The sequence below is a fragment of the Paenarthrobacter sp. A20 genome, from assembly GCF_024168825.1.
Taxonomy (GTDB): domain Bacteria; phylum Actinomycetota; class Actinomycetes; order Actinomycetales; family Micrococcaceae; genus Arthrobacter.
Genome location: NZ_JALJWH010000001.1, coordinates 1,825,098 through 1,842,626, shown reverse-complemented (window position 1 = coordinate 1,842,626; position 17,529 = coordinate 1,825,098). Strand labels below are relative to the sequence as shown.

General features: G+C 63.9%; 15 protein-coding genes and 1 riboswitch. Of the genes, 7 read left to right on the top strand and 8 right to left on the bottom strand.

The genetic code is table 11. The annotated features are described in order from the left end of the window. Positions 1-2 precede the first annotated feature (2 nt). The 5 genes from J3D46_RS08825 to J3D46_RS08805 are packed head-to-tail and all read right to left on the bottom strand — an operon-like array spanning position 3 to position 6,894. Entirely contained in the window at positions 3-1,607 is a 1,605-nt protein-coding gene (locus J3D46_RS08825; protein WP_231341367.1) for an ABC transporter ATP-binding protein, read from the bottom strand. After that, positions 1,604-2,461 carry an ABC transporter permease gene (locus J3D46_RS08820; RefSeq protein WP_253466490.1) on the bottom strand — a complete coding sequence of 286 codons (858 nt, stop codon included), beginning with the start codon at positions 2,459-2,461 and terminating at the stop codon, positions 1,604-1,606. The genes J3D46_RS08825 and J3D46_RS08820 overlap by 4 nt, the downstream gene beginning before the upstream one ends. Beyond that, positions 2,458-3,486 (bottom strand): ABC transporter permease, encoded by a 1,029-nt coding sequence (locus J3D46_RS08815; protein ID WP_374110783.1) that lies wholly within the window; start codon positions 3,484-3,486, stop codon positions 2,458-2,460. The genes J3D46_RS08820 and J3D46_RS08815 overlap by 4 nt, the downstream gene beginning before the upstream one ends. A gap of 1 nt (position 3,487) precedes the next feature. Further along, on the bottom strand, positions 3,488-5,185 hold the full coding sequence (locus J3D46_RS08810) for an ABC transporter substrate-binding protein (protein ID WP_253466486.1): 1,698 nt from the start codon (positions 5,183-5,185) through the stop codon (positions 3,488-3,490). Beyond that, complete coding sequence (locus J3D46_RS08805) at positions 5,182-6,894, bottom strand: amidohydrolase (RefSeq protein ID WP_253466483.1); 1,713 nt, start codon at positions 6,892-6,894, stop codon at positions 5,182-5,184. Before J3D46_RS08805 ends, J3D46_RS08810 begins: the two co-directional genes overlap by 4 nt. Before the next feature lie 178 nt (positions 6,895-7,072). Between J3D46_RS08805 and J3D46_RS08800 the strand changes: the two genes are divergently transcribed. After that, entirely contained in the window at positions 7,073-7,750 is a 678-nt protein-coding gene (locus tag J3D46_RS08800; RefSeq protein ID WP_253466480.1) for a TetR/AcrR family transcriptional regulator, read from the top strand. Positions 7,751-7,863: 113 nt separating this feature from the next. Then, a complete protein-coding gene (locus J3D46_RS08795) occupies positions 7,864-9,342 on the top strand; it encodes a gamma-aminobutyraldehyde dehydrogenase (protein ID WP_253466477.1) in 1,479 nt (492 codons plus the stop codon). 42 nt (positions 9,343-9,384) lie between these two features. Here J3D46_RS08795 and J3D46_RS08790 read toward each other — a convergent pair whose 3' ends face one another. After that, complete coding sequence (locus J3D46_RS08790) at positions 9,385-10,350, bottom strand: EamA family transporter (protein WP_253466475.1); 966 nt, start codon at positions 10,348-10,350, stop codon at positions 9,385-9,387. 21 nt (positions 10,351-10,371) lie between these two features. Between J3D46_RS08790 and J3D46_RS08785 the strand changes: the two genes are divergently transcribed. Both J3D46_RS08785 and J3D46_RS08780 read left to right on the top strand, forming a co-directional pair. Continuing rightward, positions 10,372-11,292, top strand: coding sequence for a LysR family transcriptional regulator (locus J3D46_RS08785; protein WP_253466472.1), 921 nt, complete (start codon positions 10,372-10,374; stop codon positions 11,290-11,292). A gap of 116 nt (positions 11,293-11,408) precedes the next feature. Next, positions 11,409-11,735 (top strand): hypothetical protein, encoded by a 327-nt coding sequence (locus J3D46_RS08780; RefSeq protein ID WP_253466469.1) that lies wholly within the window; start codon positions 11,409-11,411, stop codon positions 11,733-11,735. Positions 11,736-11,739: 4 nt separating this feature from the next. On the opposite strand, the gene J3D46_RS08775 is transcribed toward J3D46_RS08780, so the two are convergent. Next, on the bottom strand, positions 11,740-12,264 hold the full coding sequence (locus J3D46_RS08775) for a histidine phosphatase family protein (RefSeq protein WP_253466467.1): 525 nt from the start codon (positions 12,262-12,264) through the stop codon (positions 11,740-11,742). Between the two features lie 237 nt (positions 12,265-12,501). Next, positions 12,502-13,368, bottom strand: a complete 867-nt coding sequence (locus J3D46_RS08770; protein WP_253466465.1) for a winged helix-turn-helix domain-containing protein — start codon at positions 13,366-13,368, stop codon at positions 12,502-12,504. Positions 13,369-14,021: 653 nt separating this feature from the next. Here J3D46_RS08770 and J3D46_RS08765 point away from each other — a divergent pair. The 3 genes from J3D46_RS08765 to J3D46_RS08755 all read left to right on the top strand — a co-directional run bounded on the left by J3D46_RS08765 (position 14,022) and on the right by J3D46_RS08755 (position 17,401). Further along, entirely contained in the window at positions 14,022-14,762 is a 741-nt protein-coding gene (locus J3D46_RS08765) for a response regulator transcription factor (RefSeq protein ID WP_090825045.1), read from the top strand. Between the two features lie 3 nt (positions 14,763-14,765). After that, on the top strand, positions 14,766-16,259 hold the full coding sequence (locus tag J3D46_RS08760; protein WP_253466463.1) for a HAMP domain-containing sensor histidine kinase: 1,494 nt from the start codon (positions 14,766-14,768) through the stop codon (positions 16,257-16,259). A 108-nt stretch (positions 16,260-16,367) separates the two neighbouring features. Further along, positions 16,368-16,555, top strand: a riboswitch (cyclic di-AMP (ydaO/yuaA leader). A gap of 3 nt (positions 16,556-16,558) precedes the next feature. Beyond that, complete coding sequence (locus J3D46_RS08755) at positions 16,559-17,401, top strand: hypothetical protein (protein WP_253466462.1); 843 nt, start codon at positions 16,559-16,561, stop codon at positions 17,399-17,401. The last annotated feature ends 128 nt before the right edge of the window (positions 17,402-17,529 follow it).

The window sequence follows — 17,529 nt, the reverse complement described above, 5'->3', positions numbered from 1 at the left end:
GGTCAGGCAGAGACCGGCTCTGCGTCCCACAAGGGCCGGGGACGGGAGGCGATGAGGTTCCGGGTGTAGTCGTCTCCGGGGTCCTCAAGGATTCGCGCCGTGGGACCCTGCTCCACGATCCGGCCCTGGTGCATCACGATCAGCTCGGAACAAATGCGCGAGACCACCGCGAGGTCATGGGTGACGAACAGGATGGTGAGTCCGAACTGGTCCCGCAGCTCCTCCACGAGGTCCAGCACCTGGGCCTGGACAGAGACGTCCAGGGCGCTGGTGGCCTCGTCCAACACCAAGAGCCTGGGACGGGCGGCAAGGGCTTTGGCCAAGGCGACACGCTGCCTCTGGCCACCGGAGAGGGCACGGGGCCGCGCGTCGAACCGTTCGGGCCCGATCCCCACCCGGGCCAGGAGATCGCGTGCACTGTCCTTGGCTTCCTTGCGTCCTTGCTTCTGGTGCAAGCGGAAGACATCGGCCACAGCATTGCCTACCGGAATGCGCGGGTCCAGGGAAAGGTAAGGGTCCTGGAACACAATCTGCACTTCCTTGGCCAGGACTTTCCGCTCGGAGGCCTTCAACGGCCGGTGTGGCCTGGGGACGCCGCGGAGCGTGAGTTCGCCTGAGCTGGCGGTTTCGAGGGCCACCACCAGCCGGGCAAGGGTGGACTTTCCGGAGCCGGACTCGCCCACCACCCCCAGTGAACCGCCCTCGGGAAGGCTGAAGCCGGCATCGTCCAAGGCAGTGATGACGTCGCCGCGGGGCAGTTGGTAGGTCTTGGTGAGCCCGGAAACCTGCAGCAGGGGAGATCCCGCCGTCTCCGGCGCAGAACCGGCACCCACCTCAATCACAGGCGTCGCCTCCACCAGCTGCCGCGTGTAGTCCTGCCGGGGCGCCAGGAACACGGTCCGGGTTGGTCCGTGTTCCACCACTTCGCCGCGACGGAGCACGTAGACGCGTTCGCACAGGCTCGCGGCCAGGTTCAGGTCGTGCGTGATGAACAGCATGCCCATACCGCGGGACTGTTGTTCCTCGCGCAGGAGCCGCACGATCCCGGCCTGGGTGGTGACGTCCAGGGCCGTCGTGGGCTCGTCGCAGAGCAGCAGATCCGGTGAATTCAGGAGCGCAGCGGCAATCATGACCCGCTGGAGCATGCCGCCCGAGAGCTGGTGCGGGTGCTGGTCCATGAGTTCCTTGGCCCGCCGAAGCCCCACTTGCTCCAGTTGCTTCACGGCGCGTTCGGTGGCTTCGGCGCGGGCCAGACCCTCAAACCGCACGAGTGTTTCCGTGAGGAAGTCCCCCACGGTCCGGACCGGATTGATGCCGGCCCGGGGGTCCTGGAAAATCATCGAAGCATGCTTGCGGCGCAGCTCCATCAGCCGTTGCTTGCCGGCCGTCAGGGTATCGAGGCCCTGCACCGACACGAGGCCGGAGGACTGTGCACCGCCGGGAAACAAGCCCAGTGCGGCCCGGGTGGTCAGGGACTTGCCTGAGCCGGACTCCCCCACCAAGGCGACCGCTTCGCCGTCGTCCACGTGCAGGGAAACGCTGTCCAGCAGCGGCGGACGGCCCGGAAACCCGAGCGTAAAGTTTTCGATCTGCAACAGCTGGCTCATGAAAGTTTTCCTCCGATGCGGTCTGAGAGTTCCTCGCCGATGACGTTGACGGCCACCACTACCAGGACCACTACCAAGGCGGGCCAGAAGGCGGGCAGGATGTACCCACCCAGCAGGGCGCCGCGGGACTCCTCGATCATGGCTCCCCAGTCGCTGGTGGGCGGTTGGACGCCCAGTCCGATGAAGGAGAGCGCTGCGAGGTCGGCCAGCACGTAACCGAAGTTCAGCGTGGATTGGGCGCCGACTGTGGGAATGAGGTTGGGCAGCACCCTCCCCAGCACCACCCACGGCGTCCGGAACCCCAGCACGCGGTACGCCTGGACGTAGGGCCGGCTGCGTTCAGCCACCACCAGGGATTGCGCGAGCCTGGCAACGTACGGAACATAGGCGATGGTCATGGCCAGGATCGGAGCAAAGAGCCCCTTACCGAACAGGGCGATGGCGAGCATGGCCATCAGCAGTGCGGGAAAAGCGAAGAGAAGGTCGAAAACCCGGCCAAGGACCTTGCCCAGCCAGCCTTCGGACCAGCCGGCCACCAAGCCAAGCAGAAGTCCCAGCACAGTGGACCCGATCACCACGATGGTGGGTCCCAGGAGCGAGGTCCGTCCACCGTGCATGAGCCGGCTCAGGAGGTCCCGGCCCAGCGCGTCGGTGCCCAGCAGATGTTGCCCGCTGGGACCGGCCAGGACGTTGTTGAGGTCCACATAGTCCGGGTCATACGGTGCCAGGGCCGGGGCGAACAGGGAAAGAAGCACGACGGCGGCGGCAACGGCGAGCGCGCCCCACGCCATGGGTGACAGGAGGCTGCCGTAACGGCGAAGGCCTGTCTGCGGCAGCTGGATGGCCAAGGTCATCGGGACTCCGTTCCGGCCGCGATACGCGGATCAATGAGGGGTTGGACGAGGTCCACCACGGTGTTCACCACAACGAACGCGGCAACCACCACCATGACGATCGCTTGGACGACGGCGAAGTCCAGCCTGTCAATGGACTGCACCAGGAGCTGGCCGATGCCGGAGAGGCCGAACGTCCGCTCGATGATCGCGCTGGAGACGAGGAGGCCGGCCACCAGCACGCCGCTGACGGTCAGGATGGGTCCCAGGGCGTTGCGTAACACGTGGCGTGCCACCACGGATCCGCGGGTGAGGCCCCGGCTGGTTGCAACTTCGACGTGTTCGCGGAGCAGTTGCTCGTTCATGGAGGAGCGCGTCACCCGGGCCACCATCGCGATGTAGGTGATGCCCAAGGCGAGTGCGGGGAGGGTGAGGTGCCAGATCCGGTCCAAGCCGCCGTCGCCGCTTCCAAAGGAGGGGAACCATCCCAGGCCTACGGAGAAGAGTGCTACCAAGGCGATGGCTGCCACGAACGGCGGAACGGCCCCGGCAGCGGTGAGGGTGATGAGGATGAAGCGGTCGCCGAAGCCCTTGTTCAGGCTGGCCACGATCCCGGCGAACAACCCAAGGATCGTGATGAACACTGCGGCCAAAGCCACGAGTTGCAGGGTGGTGGGCAAGCGGCCGAGCAAGACGTCGGAGACGTCCTGGCGGTAGGTCAGCGAGCGCCCCCAGTCTCCGTGCAGGATGCCGCCGAGCCAGTTCAGGTACTGTTCCCAGGCTGGCTTGTCCAAGCCGAACTGGCGGGTGATTTCTTCCAGTGCTTCGGGTTTGGGGCTGCGTCCCCTGAGCAGGAAACGTGCGGGGTCTCCGGGGACCAGGAAGCGGGAGAAGAAGACGGCCAGGGAGGCGACAAACAACGTCAGGGCCAAGGCCAGCAGCTTCTTCACGATGTACACGGCCGGGCGGACTGCCCTGTTCCTGGCCTGCTTACGCATGGGTTCGCCCGGCGCCGGGGTGGCCAGGACCTGTTCTGCAGCGGTCATGTCAGCGACCTCCAATCTGGGCTGCCCACGGGAAGTACATGTAGTTGATGGAGGGGTCCGCTCCGGTAATGCGCTTGCTGAGCCACATGGAGGTAACGGTCTCGTAGAGCGGCCCCCAGACCACTTCCTGGCTGGCCAGTGTGGCGGCCCGGCCCGTGAGCTTGCCGCGGGCGTCAGGGTCCTGCACGCTGTAGGCGGAGTTCACCAGGTCATCGAATTCCGGGTTGCTCCAGCCGCCGTAATTGCTGAAGTCCCCGGTCCGCAGCACGCTGTACATTTCCAGGGGTTCGGTGCTGGAGAGGTACCAGGACGTCACCAGCAGGTCCACGTTCTTGCGGGCCTCCGGGTCAGAGAACAGGGTGGTGTATTTGTCGTTGGACATGGTCTGGATTTCAGGTTCCAAGCCGATCTCCTTGGCCGCGGACGCGATGGCCCGTGCCGTGATGTCGAACGCGGCATTCAGGGAGGCGGTGGCAAAGACGAACTTGCTGCCTTCCGCCCCGGCTTCCTTCACCAGCTTCTTTGCCTCTTCCAGGTCATAGGGCGTGGAGAGGAGGCCATCAAAAGCCTCATCAGCTGTGCCGGCCGGGACGTCCTTCCACACACTCCTGGTGGTCAGTGCGTCCGTGCTCTTCGCGTACCCCTGCTCCGCGGCCTTGATCAGCGCTTCACGGTTGATGGCCATCATGAGTGCCTTGCGGACCCGGACATCCTGGAAGGTCCCGGCCAGGTTGGTGAAGACCATGCTCTGCACGGAGGTGTCATTGCCGAAGTACAGGGACCCGGCGTCCTTGTTGGCTTTGAGGATGTCGATCGCGTTGGACGGAATCGCGAAGCCGCCGTCGATTTCGCCGGTCTGGAAGGCGTTGATACGTGATGTGGCGTCCGGGAGCATGGTGAACGTGACCTGCTTCGACTTGGCTTTCAGGTTCGGATCCCAGTAGTCGTCGAAGCGTTTGAGGGTGATGCTCTCCCCCGCTTCCCACTGGTCGAACTGGAATGGCCCCGTGCAGTTCACGCCCGCTTTGGAGTTGCCGTAGTCCTTGCCTGCTTCCTCGAGGGTTGCTGCGGACTCCACTACGCCCGGGGCGCCAACCAACGAATTGTTGAACACGTAGTCCGGACGCGTGGTGGTGACCGTGACTTCGTAGTCACCGGTCTTCTCGATGGATTCCACGTTTTGGTAGGACGACGCCCAGAACGAACCCACTTCCGGATCGATGTGGCGGCTCAGGGACGCAACGACGTCGTCCGCCGTCATCTCGCTGCCATCGTGGAACTTCACGCCCTGACGGATGGTATAGATCCACGTGAGGGGATCCGGATTCTCCACTCCCGTGGCCAGGCCGGGCGAGGTGGAGAGGTCCGCATTCCAGCGGAAGAGCGATTCGCACACGTTGGCCAGGACAGTGTTGTCCGGGTAATCGAACGCGTAGGCGTAGTCCAGGGAGAACGGCTCCGCGTACATGGCCCAGGTGAAGTTGTCGATCTCCTGGGTGGGCTTCTCTGTGGAGTCGGACAGGGTGTACTTGGCACCGCCCGCGGCGTCGGTCACACTGGCGGGCCGCGTGCCGCAGCCGCCCAGGACCAAGCCGAGCACGACGCCGGCCACCGTCACCGCGGTGATGCGCGACGGCGTCGTCCGCTGTTTGCGGCGCACGGCACCCTGCGCAGGCAGGGGTGCTGTCGGCCGTCTCACTGCGTTACCGTCGTCTGGTGACTGCGGGTTGTTTCCGTGAGTGGGCTTTGAGCGGCCGCCCGGTCATAGACGCACTCGCCCCCAATCCACGTCTGCGTCACCACTGCGCCGTGCAGTTCCTCCACGGGAAGCTCGAAGAGATTGACGTCCAGAATGGCGAGGTCGGCGAGTTTCCCCGGTTCCACCGTTCCCGTTGCGGCGTCCAGGTGGTTGATCCATGCCGTGCCGTGGGTGTAGGCGTCCACGATCTGGTGGAGACTGAGCTTTTGTGATTCCGGGCCGAGCGGGGGCAAGTCCTCGCCGGGAGCTGTGCGGTTCACCGCTACATGGATGGCTGCGATGGGGTCGGCCGTGGAGACCGGCCAGTCGCTGCCTGCCACCACTGTGGCGCCGGCGCGGGCCAGTTCCCCGAACGGGTAGTGCCTGTCTTCCGCACCCGGTTCCAGGAACGGGAGTGTCAGGGTGTCCATCTGTTCCTCGTGGCAGGCCCACAGAGCCTGTACGTTGGCGGCCGCATTAAGCTCCGCGAAGCGGGGAATGTCCTCGCCGCGGACCACCTGCAGGTGAGCGAGGTGGTGCCGGTGATCGTTGGCGCCGTTGCTGATCCGGGCTGCTTCCAGCGCGTCCAGGGCATCCGTGACAGCACGGTCGCCGAGGGCGTGGAAGTGAACCTGCATGCCCTCGGCATCGATCGCGGTGACGAACTCCTTCAACTGCTCCGGCTCGAAGAACTCGATCCCGCGGTTGTCCGTGTGGTGGCCGTGGTGGTCCAGGTAAACATGGTGCATGGCGGCCGTGTAGTTTTCGGCCACGCCATCCACCATGACTTTGACCGTGTTGGCATTGAGCTGCAGGGGGTCGAATGCTTCGCGTACGCTATTCCGGCGTTCCACGATTGCGTCCAGCTGGGACATGCCTGCGGTCCTGTCCCACCATTGGCATGCCGTGACCCGGACTTTGAGATCCCCGGCCTTCGCGGCGTCCTGGTAGACCTCAAGGTGATCGGCATGTTCGCCTTCCGGGATGGGAACCCAGGCGTCCTGCCAGGCTGTGATGCCTTGGGCGAGCAGCAACTGCTGGGATGCGAGCAGCCCTTGGTACGCCAACTCATAGGGCACGGCCGGCTTTACCTCGTTGAAGAGGTCCATGGCACCTTCGTGCACGGTGCCTGCCGGCGTTCCGTCCTGTTCGCGTTCCAACCGGCCACCGTCCGGATCAGGGGTGTCCTTGGTGATCCCGGCGGCTGTGAACGCCGCAGTGTTGGCCCAGGCGCCATGGTGGTCCCTGTTGACGAGGTACACGGGCCGGTCCGGGACCACAGCATCAAGCAAGTCCCGCACGGGTGTGCCACCGGGGAAGAAATCCATGGACCAGCCTGCGCCCAGGATCCACGGTTGGTCCGGGTTGTCCGCGGCGTAGCGGGCAACTGTTGCCACGGCCTCTTCTGCGCTGGCCACCTCCGTCAGGTCGCACTGGAGCAGCTCTATCCCAGCGAAGATGGGGTGGATGTGGGCGTCCTGGAACCCGGGAAGCACCAGTTGCCCTTCCAGGTTCACGCGACGGGTGTTCGGCGTCGCAGTTTCCTCCAGGTCCTCGGGACTGCCGACGGCGATGATCCGGCCGCCCCCTATTGCTACATCTGCCCGAATGGGTCCGGCGCCCTTGCCGGTGTACACCCATCCGTTCTCCAACAAAATCTCTGCGTGCACGATCGAGTCCTTTCGAGGGAAATTCAACTCTGGGAGACAGACTATGAGCCGGATCACATTAAAGTCAACAGTGTTGACATCAACGCTGACAAAGACTTTGACTTATCCTCGAAAGGAGGTGCCCATGGATCATGTAGGTTGATATTCAACCGGGGATCGCATGGAAGGCGGACAACAGATGGTGCAGCCAGCACAGTCGACGGACCGCCGCACGCGCTTGGACCCAGCCACCATCATTGACGCCGTCCTCCGGATTTCACACCAGGAACCCGGCGAACGGTTGACCGTCCGCCGGCTGGGACAGGAACTCGAAGTGGATGCCACCGCCGTCTACCGGCATTTCCGGAACAGGGACGCAATCGTCAGGGCAGCACTGGACAAGCTGTTCATGACATCGGTGGAGCGTACGCTGGCCGCGGCGCGCGATCAGGACTGGCGCACCCGGCTTGAAGCGTACCTGGACGAACTCCTCAGGGTTTTCATGCAGCACCCCTCCTTGGGCAGCGAGTCATTCGCCACGGACACCTACGGCCCCGGCGAGCTAAAGGCAATCGAGTTCGTCCTGCAATGCCTCACCGACGCCGGGCTCGACGAGGACCGCGTGGTGCACTACTACGCAGCCTTGGAAAGCTACACCCTTGCACTCGGCGCCGGCATTGCCGTAGAAATCCAGCGACTCCCGGACTCCGAGGGCCACGATCCCTGGCTCAACCCCAGGGTCTTCACCCGCATCACCGGGCACCCCCTCCTGGAAAAACACCACGCCGCACTGCAAAACCTCGACTCATTGAAGGCATTCCAAGCCGGTCTCGCGGCCATCCTGGACAGCGCCGAACGCGAAAGCACGCAGGCCTGACACCTGCCTGCCCGGCAACGCAACGCACCTCCCCCGCACGACGCCATTATCCGGCGTCGTCCCTTCATCACTGCCCGGACACCGACGCCCGGCAGGGAAAGCACGGCACCCACATGCATCAGTTCATCAACGGACACCTTCTGTCCGGCACCTCGGGCAACACCTTGGACGTCATCAACCCCGCGACCTCCGAGGTGGTGGAAACCGTGAGCCTCGCTTCGGTGGCTGACCTCGAAGCCGCGGTGGCAGCTGCCCGCTCAGCCTTCCCCGCATGGTCACGGACCACCGCGGGAGAACGAGCCGGGATCCTGCAGAAGTTCGCCCGGATCATGGAGGAACGGGCCGCGGAGTTCTCCCGGGTGGAGAGTTCACAGACAGGCAAGCCGCTGCGGCTGACCCGCGAATTCGACGTCCCCGGCACCATCGACAACATCGATTTCTTCGCCGGAGCCGCCCGCCACCTCGAAGGCAAAGCCACAGCTGAGTACTCACCCCAGCACACCTCCTCCATCCGCCGCGAGGCGATTGGCGTGGTGGGGTCCATCGCACCGTGGAACTACCCGCTGCAGATGGCTGCATGGAAGATTCTGCCCGCGATCGCCGCTGGCAACACCATCGTCCTCAAGCCCGCTGAAATCACGCCGCTGACATCGCTCATGTTCGCGCAGGCGCTCACGGATGCCGGGCTGCCCGACGGCGTGGTGAACGTGGTGGTGGGCGACGGCGCCACTGTTGGGGCAGCGCTCATGCGGCACCCCGATGTGGACATGGTGTCTTTCACGGGCTCCACTGCGGTGGGCCGCACGGTCCTGGAAGCTGCTGCCGTCAACGCCAAGCGCGTGCACCTTGAGCTGGGCGGAAAAGCACCCTTTGTGGTGTTCGACGACGCCACGCTGGACGCCGCAGTGCATGGCGCCGTTGCAGGTTCGCTCATCAATACCGGACAGGACTGCACCGCCGCCACCCGCGCCATTGTGCACCGGAGCGTGTACGAAGAATTCGTGGCGAAGGTCGCCGAGCGGTTCGACGGGATCGTCCTTGGCGCGCCTGGGGATACCGACGCGGACCTTGGCCCCCTGGTCTCCTTCAAGCAGCGCGACCATGTGGCGGGAATGGTGGATCGAGCCCGGGGCTACAGCAAAGTAGTGGCCGGGGGTCATGCCCCTACCGGCGGCGGCCTCGAAAAAGGCGCCTTCTACCGGCCCACCCTGGTGGTGGACGCCGCCCCCGATTCAGAGATCGTCAAGGACGAGGTCTTCGGCCCGGTCCTGGTGGTTCTTCCCTTCGACACCGATGACGAAGCGATCCAGCTCGCCAACGACACCGTCTACGGATTGGCAGCGTCAGCCTGGACCAACAACCTCCAACGCGCCATGCGCGCCACCCGCGAGATCAAGGCGGGCTGCGTCTGGGTCAACGACCACATCCCGATCATCTCCGAGATGCCCCACGGCGGTTTCAAGCAGTCCGGATTCGGCAAGGACATGTCCGCGTACTCCTTTGAGGAATACACCCAGGTGAAGCACGTGATGGTGGAGCTGGACGGCGTCATCGAGAAGGACTGGCACCGGACCATCTTCACCCTGCGCTGATTCCCTCCGTTGCGGGGCCCGCTCTGCGCGCTTCCGCGGAAATTAGAGCCGCAGAGCGGGCCCCGCAACGGTCGGTTTGGGACGGATTTTGCGTCCCGCCCCGAGCACTGCCGTGGCCACACCGAGGAGCAGGATCAGACCGCCCACCATTTCGGTGAGCGTGGGAATCTCGTCCAGGACCAACCACGCCGCCGTCATCCCCACCACAGGGACCAAAAGCGTGAAGGGCACGACGTCGGAACTCGGGTACAGCGACAACAACCGGTTCCAGATGCCATAACCAATCAGGGACGCAAACACCGCCGTGTAGATCGCGCTGAGGATGGTGGCCGACTGCAGGTCCGTGAGCGTTGCCCACACCGTGCCCGGCCCGTCCACTACCAACGACAACCCCGCCAAGGGAACAGGAACCACTGCACCGGACCACACCACCAGGCCCAAACCGGAAGCGGCTTTGGAGTGCCGGGCCACCACGTTGCCAACAGCCCAGGACAACGCCGCAGCCAACACGATCATGAGCGGAAGGACGGGGGCCACAGCGCTGCGCCCCAGTGCCACCACGCCCAAGCCCGCAATGCCGAGCACTACTCCGGCCATCTGACGACGACTGGGCTTCTCCCCCAGCACCTTCGATGCCAGCAGGATGGTGAACAGGACCTGCGCCTGGAGGACCAGTGAAGCCAAGCCCGCCGGCATCCCGAGCGCCATGCCCAGGTACAAGAGGCCGAATTGACCGGCGCTCATGAAAAGTCCGACGCCGACTATCGCCTTCCAGCCCACGTCCGGCTTACGGATGAAGAGGATGAACGGAAACACGACGAGCAGGAAGCGCATCGCAACGAAAAGCAGCGGAGGAACTTCCCTGCCGTTCGTGTGCAGGCCAAGGTCAATGGCTACGAAGTTGATGCCCCACAAGACGGCGACCAAAACGGCGAGGGCGGAGTGGCGAAGGTTCACAAGTACACTCTGACTCTCTTCAGTGTGAAGCACCAGCGTTGAATTCTGCATGGAAACGCGTAGATTTGCTTCATGATCGACATCTCAGCTTTGAGGGCGCTTGTTGCCGTGGAACAGCACGGCTCGTTGGTGGCGGCCTCCGATGTGATGGGCTTCAGCCCCTCCGCAGTCTCACAGCAGATCAAAAAACTGGAGAAGCAGACCGGTGTTGCGGTCCTGGAGCGCAATGGCCGCGGCGTGCTCCTCACTGAGCGAGGTCTGGCATTGGCCGGCTATGGCCGACGGATCATGGGTGAACTGGAGGAACTTCAGGCAACGCTGCTCGCTGATCCCGCCAAACCGTCCGGCCTGCTGAGATTGGTGGCGTTCTCAACCGCGTGCCGGGGGCTGGTGGGCCCCATGCTCGGGCGCATGGCGGCCGCCCACTCCGCCGTGGAGATCACAGTGCTGGCAGAGGACCCCCGCGAAGCGGTGCAGAGGGTGGCATCCGGCGAGGCGGAACTGGCAGTGGTCCACAATTGGAACTCCGTGCCACTGGTGATCCCGGAGAACCTGGTGCACGAGGACCTCTGCATCGACCAGGCTGATGTCCTGGTCAACAGCACCCACCCGCTCGCGTCCCGCACCGCCGTCGAGCGTGAAGACTTGCTCAACGAGACCTGGATCAGCACCCCGGCGGGGGCAATCTGTAACGAGGCTCTGCTGCAGATCTTCGCCGGACTGGGGCGGGTTCCCGACATCCGCATTTATGACCCCGACTTTTCCACGCACATCGCCATGGTGGAGCAAGGGGTAGCCGTGGCGCTGGTGCCGCGTCTGGGAAGGCCACCGCTCCCACCGGGAGTCATGGCCATTCCCGTAATGAACCCCGTCCAACAACGTTCAGTTGGCGTGGTGTACCGGAAAACGATGACCGCCAGCCCCACCATCCGCCACACCGTACGCATACTGCGGGACGTGGCCGCTGAGGACCTGCCTTTGCCGCGGGGTTGATCAACGTCACACAGGGGAACATTCGACGCCCAGCCAGATGTTAGCTTAGGCTAACCTTATCTAGCTGTCCGCGCCGCCCGGAGCGCGATCGTCGAAACTTCTGAAGGGGCCCAACTGTGGAAGCAATCCTCTTTCCCACGGACATGAACCACCATCACACGTATGGCCTGGTGAGTTACATCATGATCGACGACGGACTGTATCCGAGCGCCCACAACCGGCGCGATCCCTACGCACTGCCGGCTTTCGATATCCGCGGGCAATGGGTGTACCCCAGCCGCTACAACGAATACATGGCACCGCAGTTGCCGGTCTACATGTTCGACGGCGAGTACCTGATCGCAACGGGGCACGGAGATGAAGCAGCGGGCCTGCCCGTTTTCGAGATTCGTTGCATGTGCATGCCGCAGTTGGCGCACGGAGATTCCAGCAACTCGCAGTAGCAGGTTATGTGCGGGGCACCGTGAAGTGCGTCAGCCGCGCATCCTGCCCATCCAGCTCAGCCCAGGTTTTCTCCGTCTCCAATACCGTCAACGCACTCGTTGGGTATCGGGTGGCGGCATCCATGTAGGCGTCGTGGTCCGAATCGCGCGAAGCCAAGTGCATGGCGAGGTCCTGGACCCCGGGCATGTGCGAGATGACCATCAGGGTGGTCACGGTGTCGGGGACATGATTGATGACCGTTAGCATGCGGTTCGCGGAGGCGGCGTACAGGCCCTCTTCAAGCTTCGGCGTCGGCGCTTTGTCACCCAGCTCATCGCACACCCAGGTGCACGTCTGGCGGGTCCTCAGTGCGGACGAACACAGGATGAAGTCCGGCACCACGCCCTGCTTGAGCAACCACTTGCCCGCGAGCGGAGCCTCACGGTGCCCACGCTCTTCGAGGGGACGCTCATGATCAGGCACACCCATGGGCCAATCAGCCTTGGCATGCCGCATGATCACGAGGCGCTTGATGTGGTGGTCGCTCATGAACCAACCCTATCCGCCCCGGACACGCGGCGGCAGCGGGCGTGCCAAGGGGCTTCACCAGCCAATGCAGGTGGTAGCCCGCACACACCCCTCGCGCACGGACCCTTCAGCCGCGGAGGCCAATCCTCTTCAGGGCAAGCAAAAGCCGAAAGACGGCATATCCCGACAGCGCCGTTGTTGCGTGAGGAACGAGCGCAGGCGCAGAGGGATGATGCCGCCTTTCGGCTGCAGTACTGCTTAGATCGAGTATTCCGGAGCGGCCCACACAATAACTTCGGGGTGCTCGTAGAAGCGGTAGCCCTGGCCGCGGACCGTGCGGACGGTGTTGGCGAGGCGGCCGAGCTTGGAGCGGAGGCGGCGGATGTGGACGTCGATGGTGCGCTCGTTGGGCACCTCTTCGGCGTTGCGCCACAGACCCTCAAGGAGTTCGTCGCGACCCACGGTGCGGGTACCGTTCTCGACGAGGTAGTTGAGGAGCTCGAATTCCTTGAACGTCAGGTTCAGGGATTCGCCATCGAGGTGCACTTCGCGGCGGGCGAGATCGATCAGCACGCCGGAGGGGCGGGATTCCTGCTGGGGCGTCGGACGGGCAGCTTCGGTGCGCTGGCGTGCGGCGACGGTGGGGTCACCGAAGGTAGAACGCACGACGTCGAGTGCGGACCCGGGCGCGCCGGCTGGGGCGACTGCCACGGCAGCATAGCTCTCAGCGCCGGTCACGAGGGACTGCGCATAGGCGCGGATTTCCTGGGCAAGTTTGGCAATGGAGGTGCCGGCTGCCGCTGCGGTTTCTTCGTCAATGCCCATGTAGAGCACAAAGCCACGGGCCACGTTGTCGTTGGCAACGGGGCGGAGCCTGTCGGACTGGGCAATCACCGGAGTGGGCGCAGTCATGGGTGCCGGCTCGGCGGTAGGTACAGCGCGCAACTGGCCATAGGAGTTGGGGTTGTAACCCTGTGGAACATAACCGGGAGCCTGCTGGCCCGTGCCTTGCTGGGCGGGGGCGTAGCCGGGGCGGTTGCCGAAGCCGGGCCGGAGCCCTGCGTTCGACGCGGCCTTGTTGGCGTTACGGACGGAGATGTGGACGTATCCAGATGCAACTGACATGGAGTGCTTACCTCAAAAGTGAATAGCCGTCATCGCGGCTTCGAATGCTGGTTGTCCCCGCAATGAGTTTGGGGATGGGCGCCCAACGCTGGGCTAGGGGGCGAATGCCTGAAACTTCTTGGGGTGGAAAGTTAGGCTTGCATTCGACAACAGCGGTCATCATGGCCAGCGGGTGTGCTGGACCAGGTTGCTGCGGCTGCAGGTGCTGTTGAGTTCTTGTTCACATTGGAAGTGTGCAACGTAACAATGGCAACACGCAAGTAACAAAGCGCCGAACCGTCCACATTTTGAGACGGAGAGGTCTATTGTGCCGTAAATCACAATTCAGCGGTTGTGATAAATGAACGCCATTTCATTCGACTGAGACAAGAAATATTCGCCATCCACTGAATTTTCTTCGGCCAATCGGGCATGATGTGCATCGGCATTCCCGGGAAGTACCCAGCTGCGGAATCTCACGATCTGAAACACTTGTTGTCCAATCGCCGGGGGCCCCGTTCGGGAATTTTCCGCCGAAAATCTGCTACAAGCCGTAGAAACGGGATTCCTCGAGGCTCACGGCTTCCGGACTCCCACCTCGCTAGTGTTGACTTCACAGCATCCTCACAGGACAGGCAAAGCGGTCGCTAACCCGCAGAACAGAGAGTTGTCCCATGGCCTCCTCGCATTCCATGACCAACAATCTCCCCCAACTGTCCCACCCGGACGGCTCACCTATCCGCGCCTTGGTGGTGGATGACGAACCCAGCCTGGCCGAACTCATGAGCATGGGCCTGCGAATGGCCGGCTGGTCGGTAGCAGTTGCCGGCGACGGCCCCGAGGCTGTGAAGCTCGCCAAGGATTTCCGGCCCGACGTCCTTGTTCTGGATGTCATGCTGCCCGGATTCGACGGTGTGGAGGTCCTCAACCGCATCCGAGCGTTCGCCCCCGAAGTTCCCGCGCTTTTCCTCACCGCCAAGGACGCTGTGCAGGACCGCATCGTTGGCCTGGCGGCCGGCGGCGACGACTATGTCACCAAACCCTTCAGCATGGAGGAAGTCCTCCTGCGCCTCCACCGCCTGGTCCAGCGTTCCGGCGTGGCCGCCATGGACACTGCCGAGCTGGTGGTGGGCGACCTCACCCTGAATGTTGACACCCGCGAAGTCACCCGTGCCGGGGAGGACATTCCCCTCACCGCCACCCAGTTCGAACTTCTGCGGTACCTCATGGAAAACCCCAAACGCGTGGTCAGCAAAGCCCAGATCCTGGACCGGGTGTGGGACTACGACTTCGGCGGACAGGCCAACATCGTAGAGCTCTACATCTCATACCTGCGCAAGAAGATCGAGGCCAACCATCCGCCGATGATCCACACCATCCGTGGCGCCGGCTACGTCATCAAACCCGCGGACTAGGCGTTGAGCACACTTTCAGGAGTGGCCAGGACGTCCGGTCGCAGCTGGCTCAACCCCTCCACCTGGCACTTGCGCACGCGGCTGGTCCTGGTGGCCATGGCCCTGCTGGTCGCCATCTGCGGGGCAGTGGGCGTGGTGAGCTACGCCTCCATGGACATGGTGTTCAACAGGCAGCTCGACAGGCAGCTGGAGCAGGCGTCCAGCCGCGCGAATGACTTCGGCAGGCCGCCGTCGAACTTTCCTGGATCCGGAAGGCCTGACCCGCTGGAGGCTCGCGGGCAGGCCGCTGGGACACTGAACGCCCGGATCGACGGCTCAACTGTGAGCAGCTCGGGCCTGATCGATGCCAAGGGCAATCGTGTGTCGCTCTCTACGGACGACGAGCAAGTACTGTTGGCCCTCCCCAAGAACAGTGATCCGGCGGACCGATCCCTCTCCAACGGGGACTACCGGCTGGTGGCTGTCGAGACCGCCTATGGCGATGTGATCGTCACGGGCCTGCCGCTCGCGGACAAGCAAAGCGCCGAGGCCTCACTGGTGTGGACCATGGTGCTGGTTTCCCTGGGCGGTCTGGTCATCATCGGCCTCGCGGGAACAGTGATCATCCGGCGGACCATGCGGCCGTTGGAGCAGCTCTCCGAGGTAGCCACCAAAGTTTCGCGCCTTCCCCTCGACGCCGGTGAGGTGGCACTTGCTGTGCGCGTACCGCCGTCGGCCGCCCATCCCGGAACGGAAGTCGGCAGCGTTGGCCATGCCCTCAACCAGATGCTGAACAACGTCTCCAATGCCCTGGAAGCGCGCCAGGAAAGCGAGACCAAAGTGCGCCAGTTCGTCGCGGACGCGTCGCACGAACTCCGAACGCCGCTGACGGCCATCCGCGGTTACACCGAGCTGCTGAGGATGACCGAGAACTTCACCGATGACGGCCGAAAGTCGCTGTCACGCGTCCAGAGCCAGTCCGAACGGATGACCACCCTGGTGGAGGATCTGCTGCTCCTTGCCAGGCTGGATGAAGGCCAGCCGGTCAAGGTCACGGACGTGGACCTCACCCAGTTGGTGATCGAAACTGTCAGCGATGAGAAAGTCATGGCACCGGACCACATCTGGCAACTTCAACTGCCTGATGAGCCCGTCACGGTCCGGGGTGACGCTACGCAGCTGCACCAGGTCCTTGCCAATCTTCTCTCCAATGCCCGTAAACATACCGACTCCGGCACCACGGTGGTCACCGGCGTCATGCTCTCTGCCGATGGCAGCGCTGTGGTGACCGTGACGGACAACGGGCCCGGCATTCCAGAGGATTTCCAGGGCCGGATCTTCTCCCGCTTTGCCCGCGCCGATGCCGCGCGATCGGGGTCTGAGGGCACCTCCGGACTGGGCCTGTCGATCGTTGAATCCATCGTGGAAGCGCACGGCGGCACCGTGGAAGTGACCTCACGGCCGGGGCGCACGGAATTCGCCCTTCGACTCCCCGCTGTCGCCAACGAACAGATGTAACGAAGTCAGCAAGGCGACTCACCGGCGTCGTGATCTCTGTTACCTAAATGTGACTTCTGCGAATTCCTCCTGTACCGTCGAAAGGGTGGGTCGCCCCAACTGACCCGCATCCGGGATGCGCCGAGCTCTGCCACTTCCCGGAGTCCGTTCTTACTCCGAGGCAGAGACGGGGGACCCAGAGTCTCCGGGCCCAGGCATTTATGCCGGACCCTTGGGGTGAAGCCGCAGCGTGATGCGCGGCCGGATGACCTCATCCGAACCCGACAGCTAACTCCGCAGGCGCTGAGAGGTAATCACACATGTCTGAATTCAATGATCAGACGCGCCCTTCCGCGCGTCACCGCGATGAGCACAACGCACCGTTGACCAAGTCGCAGGCTGTCCTCAAGAACGCTGCCCGCCAGGGTAAGTCCGGCCACCGCATGTCGGTTGTTGCCGGTGTTGTAGCCGCTGCGCTGGGCGTTGCATCGCTCGGTACTGCTGCCAACGCCGCCCTGACCCTCCCCGAGGTAAGCCGCGTTGCAGAGACCCAGGCGAATGCCCAGGTCAGCAACAACAAGACAGCTGAAATCTCCGCTTCCTTGGATGCAGCCGCCGCAAAGGGCGCCGCTGACAGGGCTGCCGTGGACAAGGCCGCTGCCGAAAAGGCTGCAGCCGAGAAGGCCGCAGCGGACCAAGCCGCTGCTGAAAAAGCAGCCGCCGAGAAGGCCGCAGCCGACCAAGCCGCTGCTGAGAAGGCCGCCGCTGACGCTGCAGCCAAGCAAGCCGCCGACGCCGCTGCTGCCGCCGCCGCTGCCGAGGCCGCAGCTGCGGCCGCCGCCCCGAAGGCCGTGGACGACCCCGCCGCCGCCAAGGCCTACGCTGCCAGCATCCTTGGCAACTACGGCTGGAGCGCCAGCGAAATGACTGCGCTGAACACCCTGTGGGAGAAGGAATCCAACTGGAAGACCACCGCCACCAACGCTTCCAGCGGTGCTTACGGCATTGTCCAGTCGCTGCCGGCTACCAAAATGGCAACCGCGGGTGCTGACTGGCAGACCAACTACCAGACCCAGATCAAGTGGGGCCTGAACTACATCAAGGAACGCTACGGATCCCCGTCGGCCGCCCTGGGCTTCCACCTGGCAAACAACTGGTACTAAGCCAGACTGCTTGATCACCGCGCCGGTTCCCGCCGTTCGCACCAGTACCCACTGGAGCGGATGGCGGGAAACGGCGCGGTTTTCGCGTCTCACAGGTGCCGTCCATGGTTCACAGTGGGGTCACAGCT

Excerpts from the sequence above, each read along its gene's own strand:
- J3D46_RS08820 (WP_253466490.1), bottom strand. The coding sequence starts at position 2,461 with ATGACCTTGGCCATCCAGCTGCCGCAGACAGGCCTTCGCCGTTACGGC.
- J3D46_RS08775 (WP_253466467.1), bottom strand. The coding sequence starts at position 12,264 with ATGAGCGACCACCACATCAAGCGCCTCGTGATCATGCGGCATGCCAAG.
- J3D46_RS08770 (WP_253466465.1), bottom strand. The coding sequence starts at position 13,368 with ATGTCAGTTGCATCTGGATACGTCCACATCTCCGTCCGTAACGCCAAC.
- J3D46_RS08825 (WP_231341367.1), bottom strand. The coding sequence starts at position 1,607 with ATGAGCCAGCTGTTGCAGATCGAAAACTTTACGCTCGGGTTTCCGGGC.
- J3D46_RS08795 (WP_253466477.1), top strand. The coding sequence starts at position 7,864 with ATGCATCAGTTCATCAACGGACACCTTCTGTCCGGCACCTCGGGCAAC.
- J3D46_RS08765 (WP_090825045.1), top strand. The coding sequence starts at position 14,022 with ATGGCCTCCTCGCATTCCATGACCAACAATCTCCCCCAACTGTCCCAC.
- J3D46_RS08790 (WP_253466475.1), bottom strand. The coding sequence starts at position 10,350 with ATGCAGAATTCAACGCTGGTGCTTCACACTGAAGAGAGTCAGAGTGTA.
- J3D46_RS08800 (WP_253466480.1), top strand. The coding sequence starts at position 7,073 with ATGGTGCAGCCAGCACAGTCGACGGACCGCCGCACGCGCTTGGACCCA.
- J3D46_RS08815 (WP_374110783.1), bottom strand. The coding sequence starts at position 3,486 with ATGACCGCTGCAGAACAGGTCCTGGCCACCCCGGCGCCGGGCGAACCC.
- J3D46_RS08785 (WP_253466472.1), top strand. The coding sequence starts at position 10,372 with ATGATCGACATCTCAGCTTTGAGGGCGCTTGTTGCCGTGGAACAGCAC.
- J3D46_RS08755 (WP_253466462.1), top strand. The coding sequence starts at position 16,559 with ATGTCTGAATTCAATGATCAGACGCGCCCTTCCGCGCGTCACCGCGAT.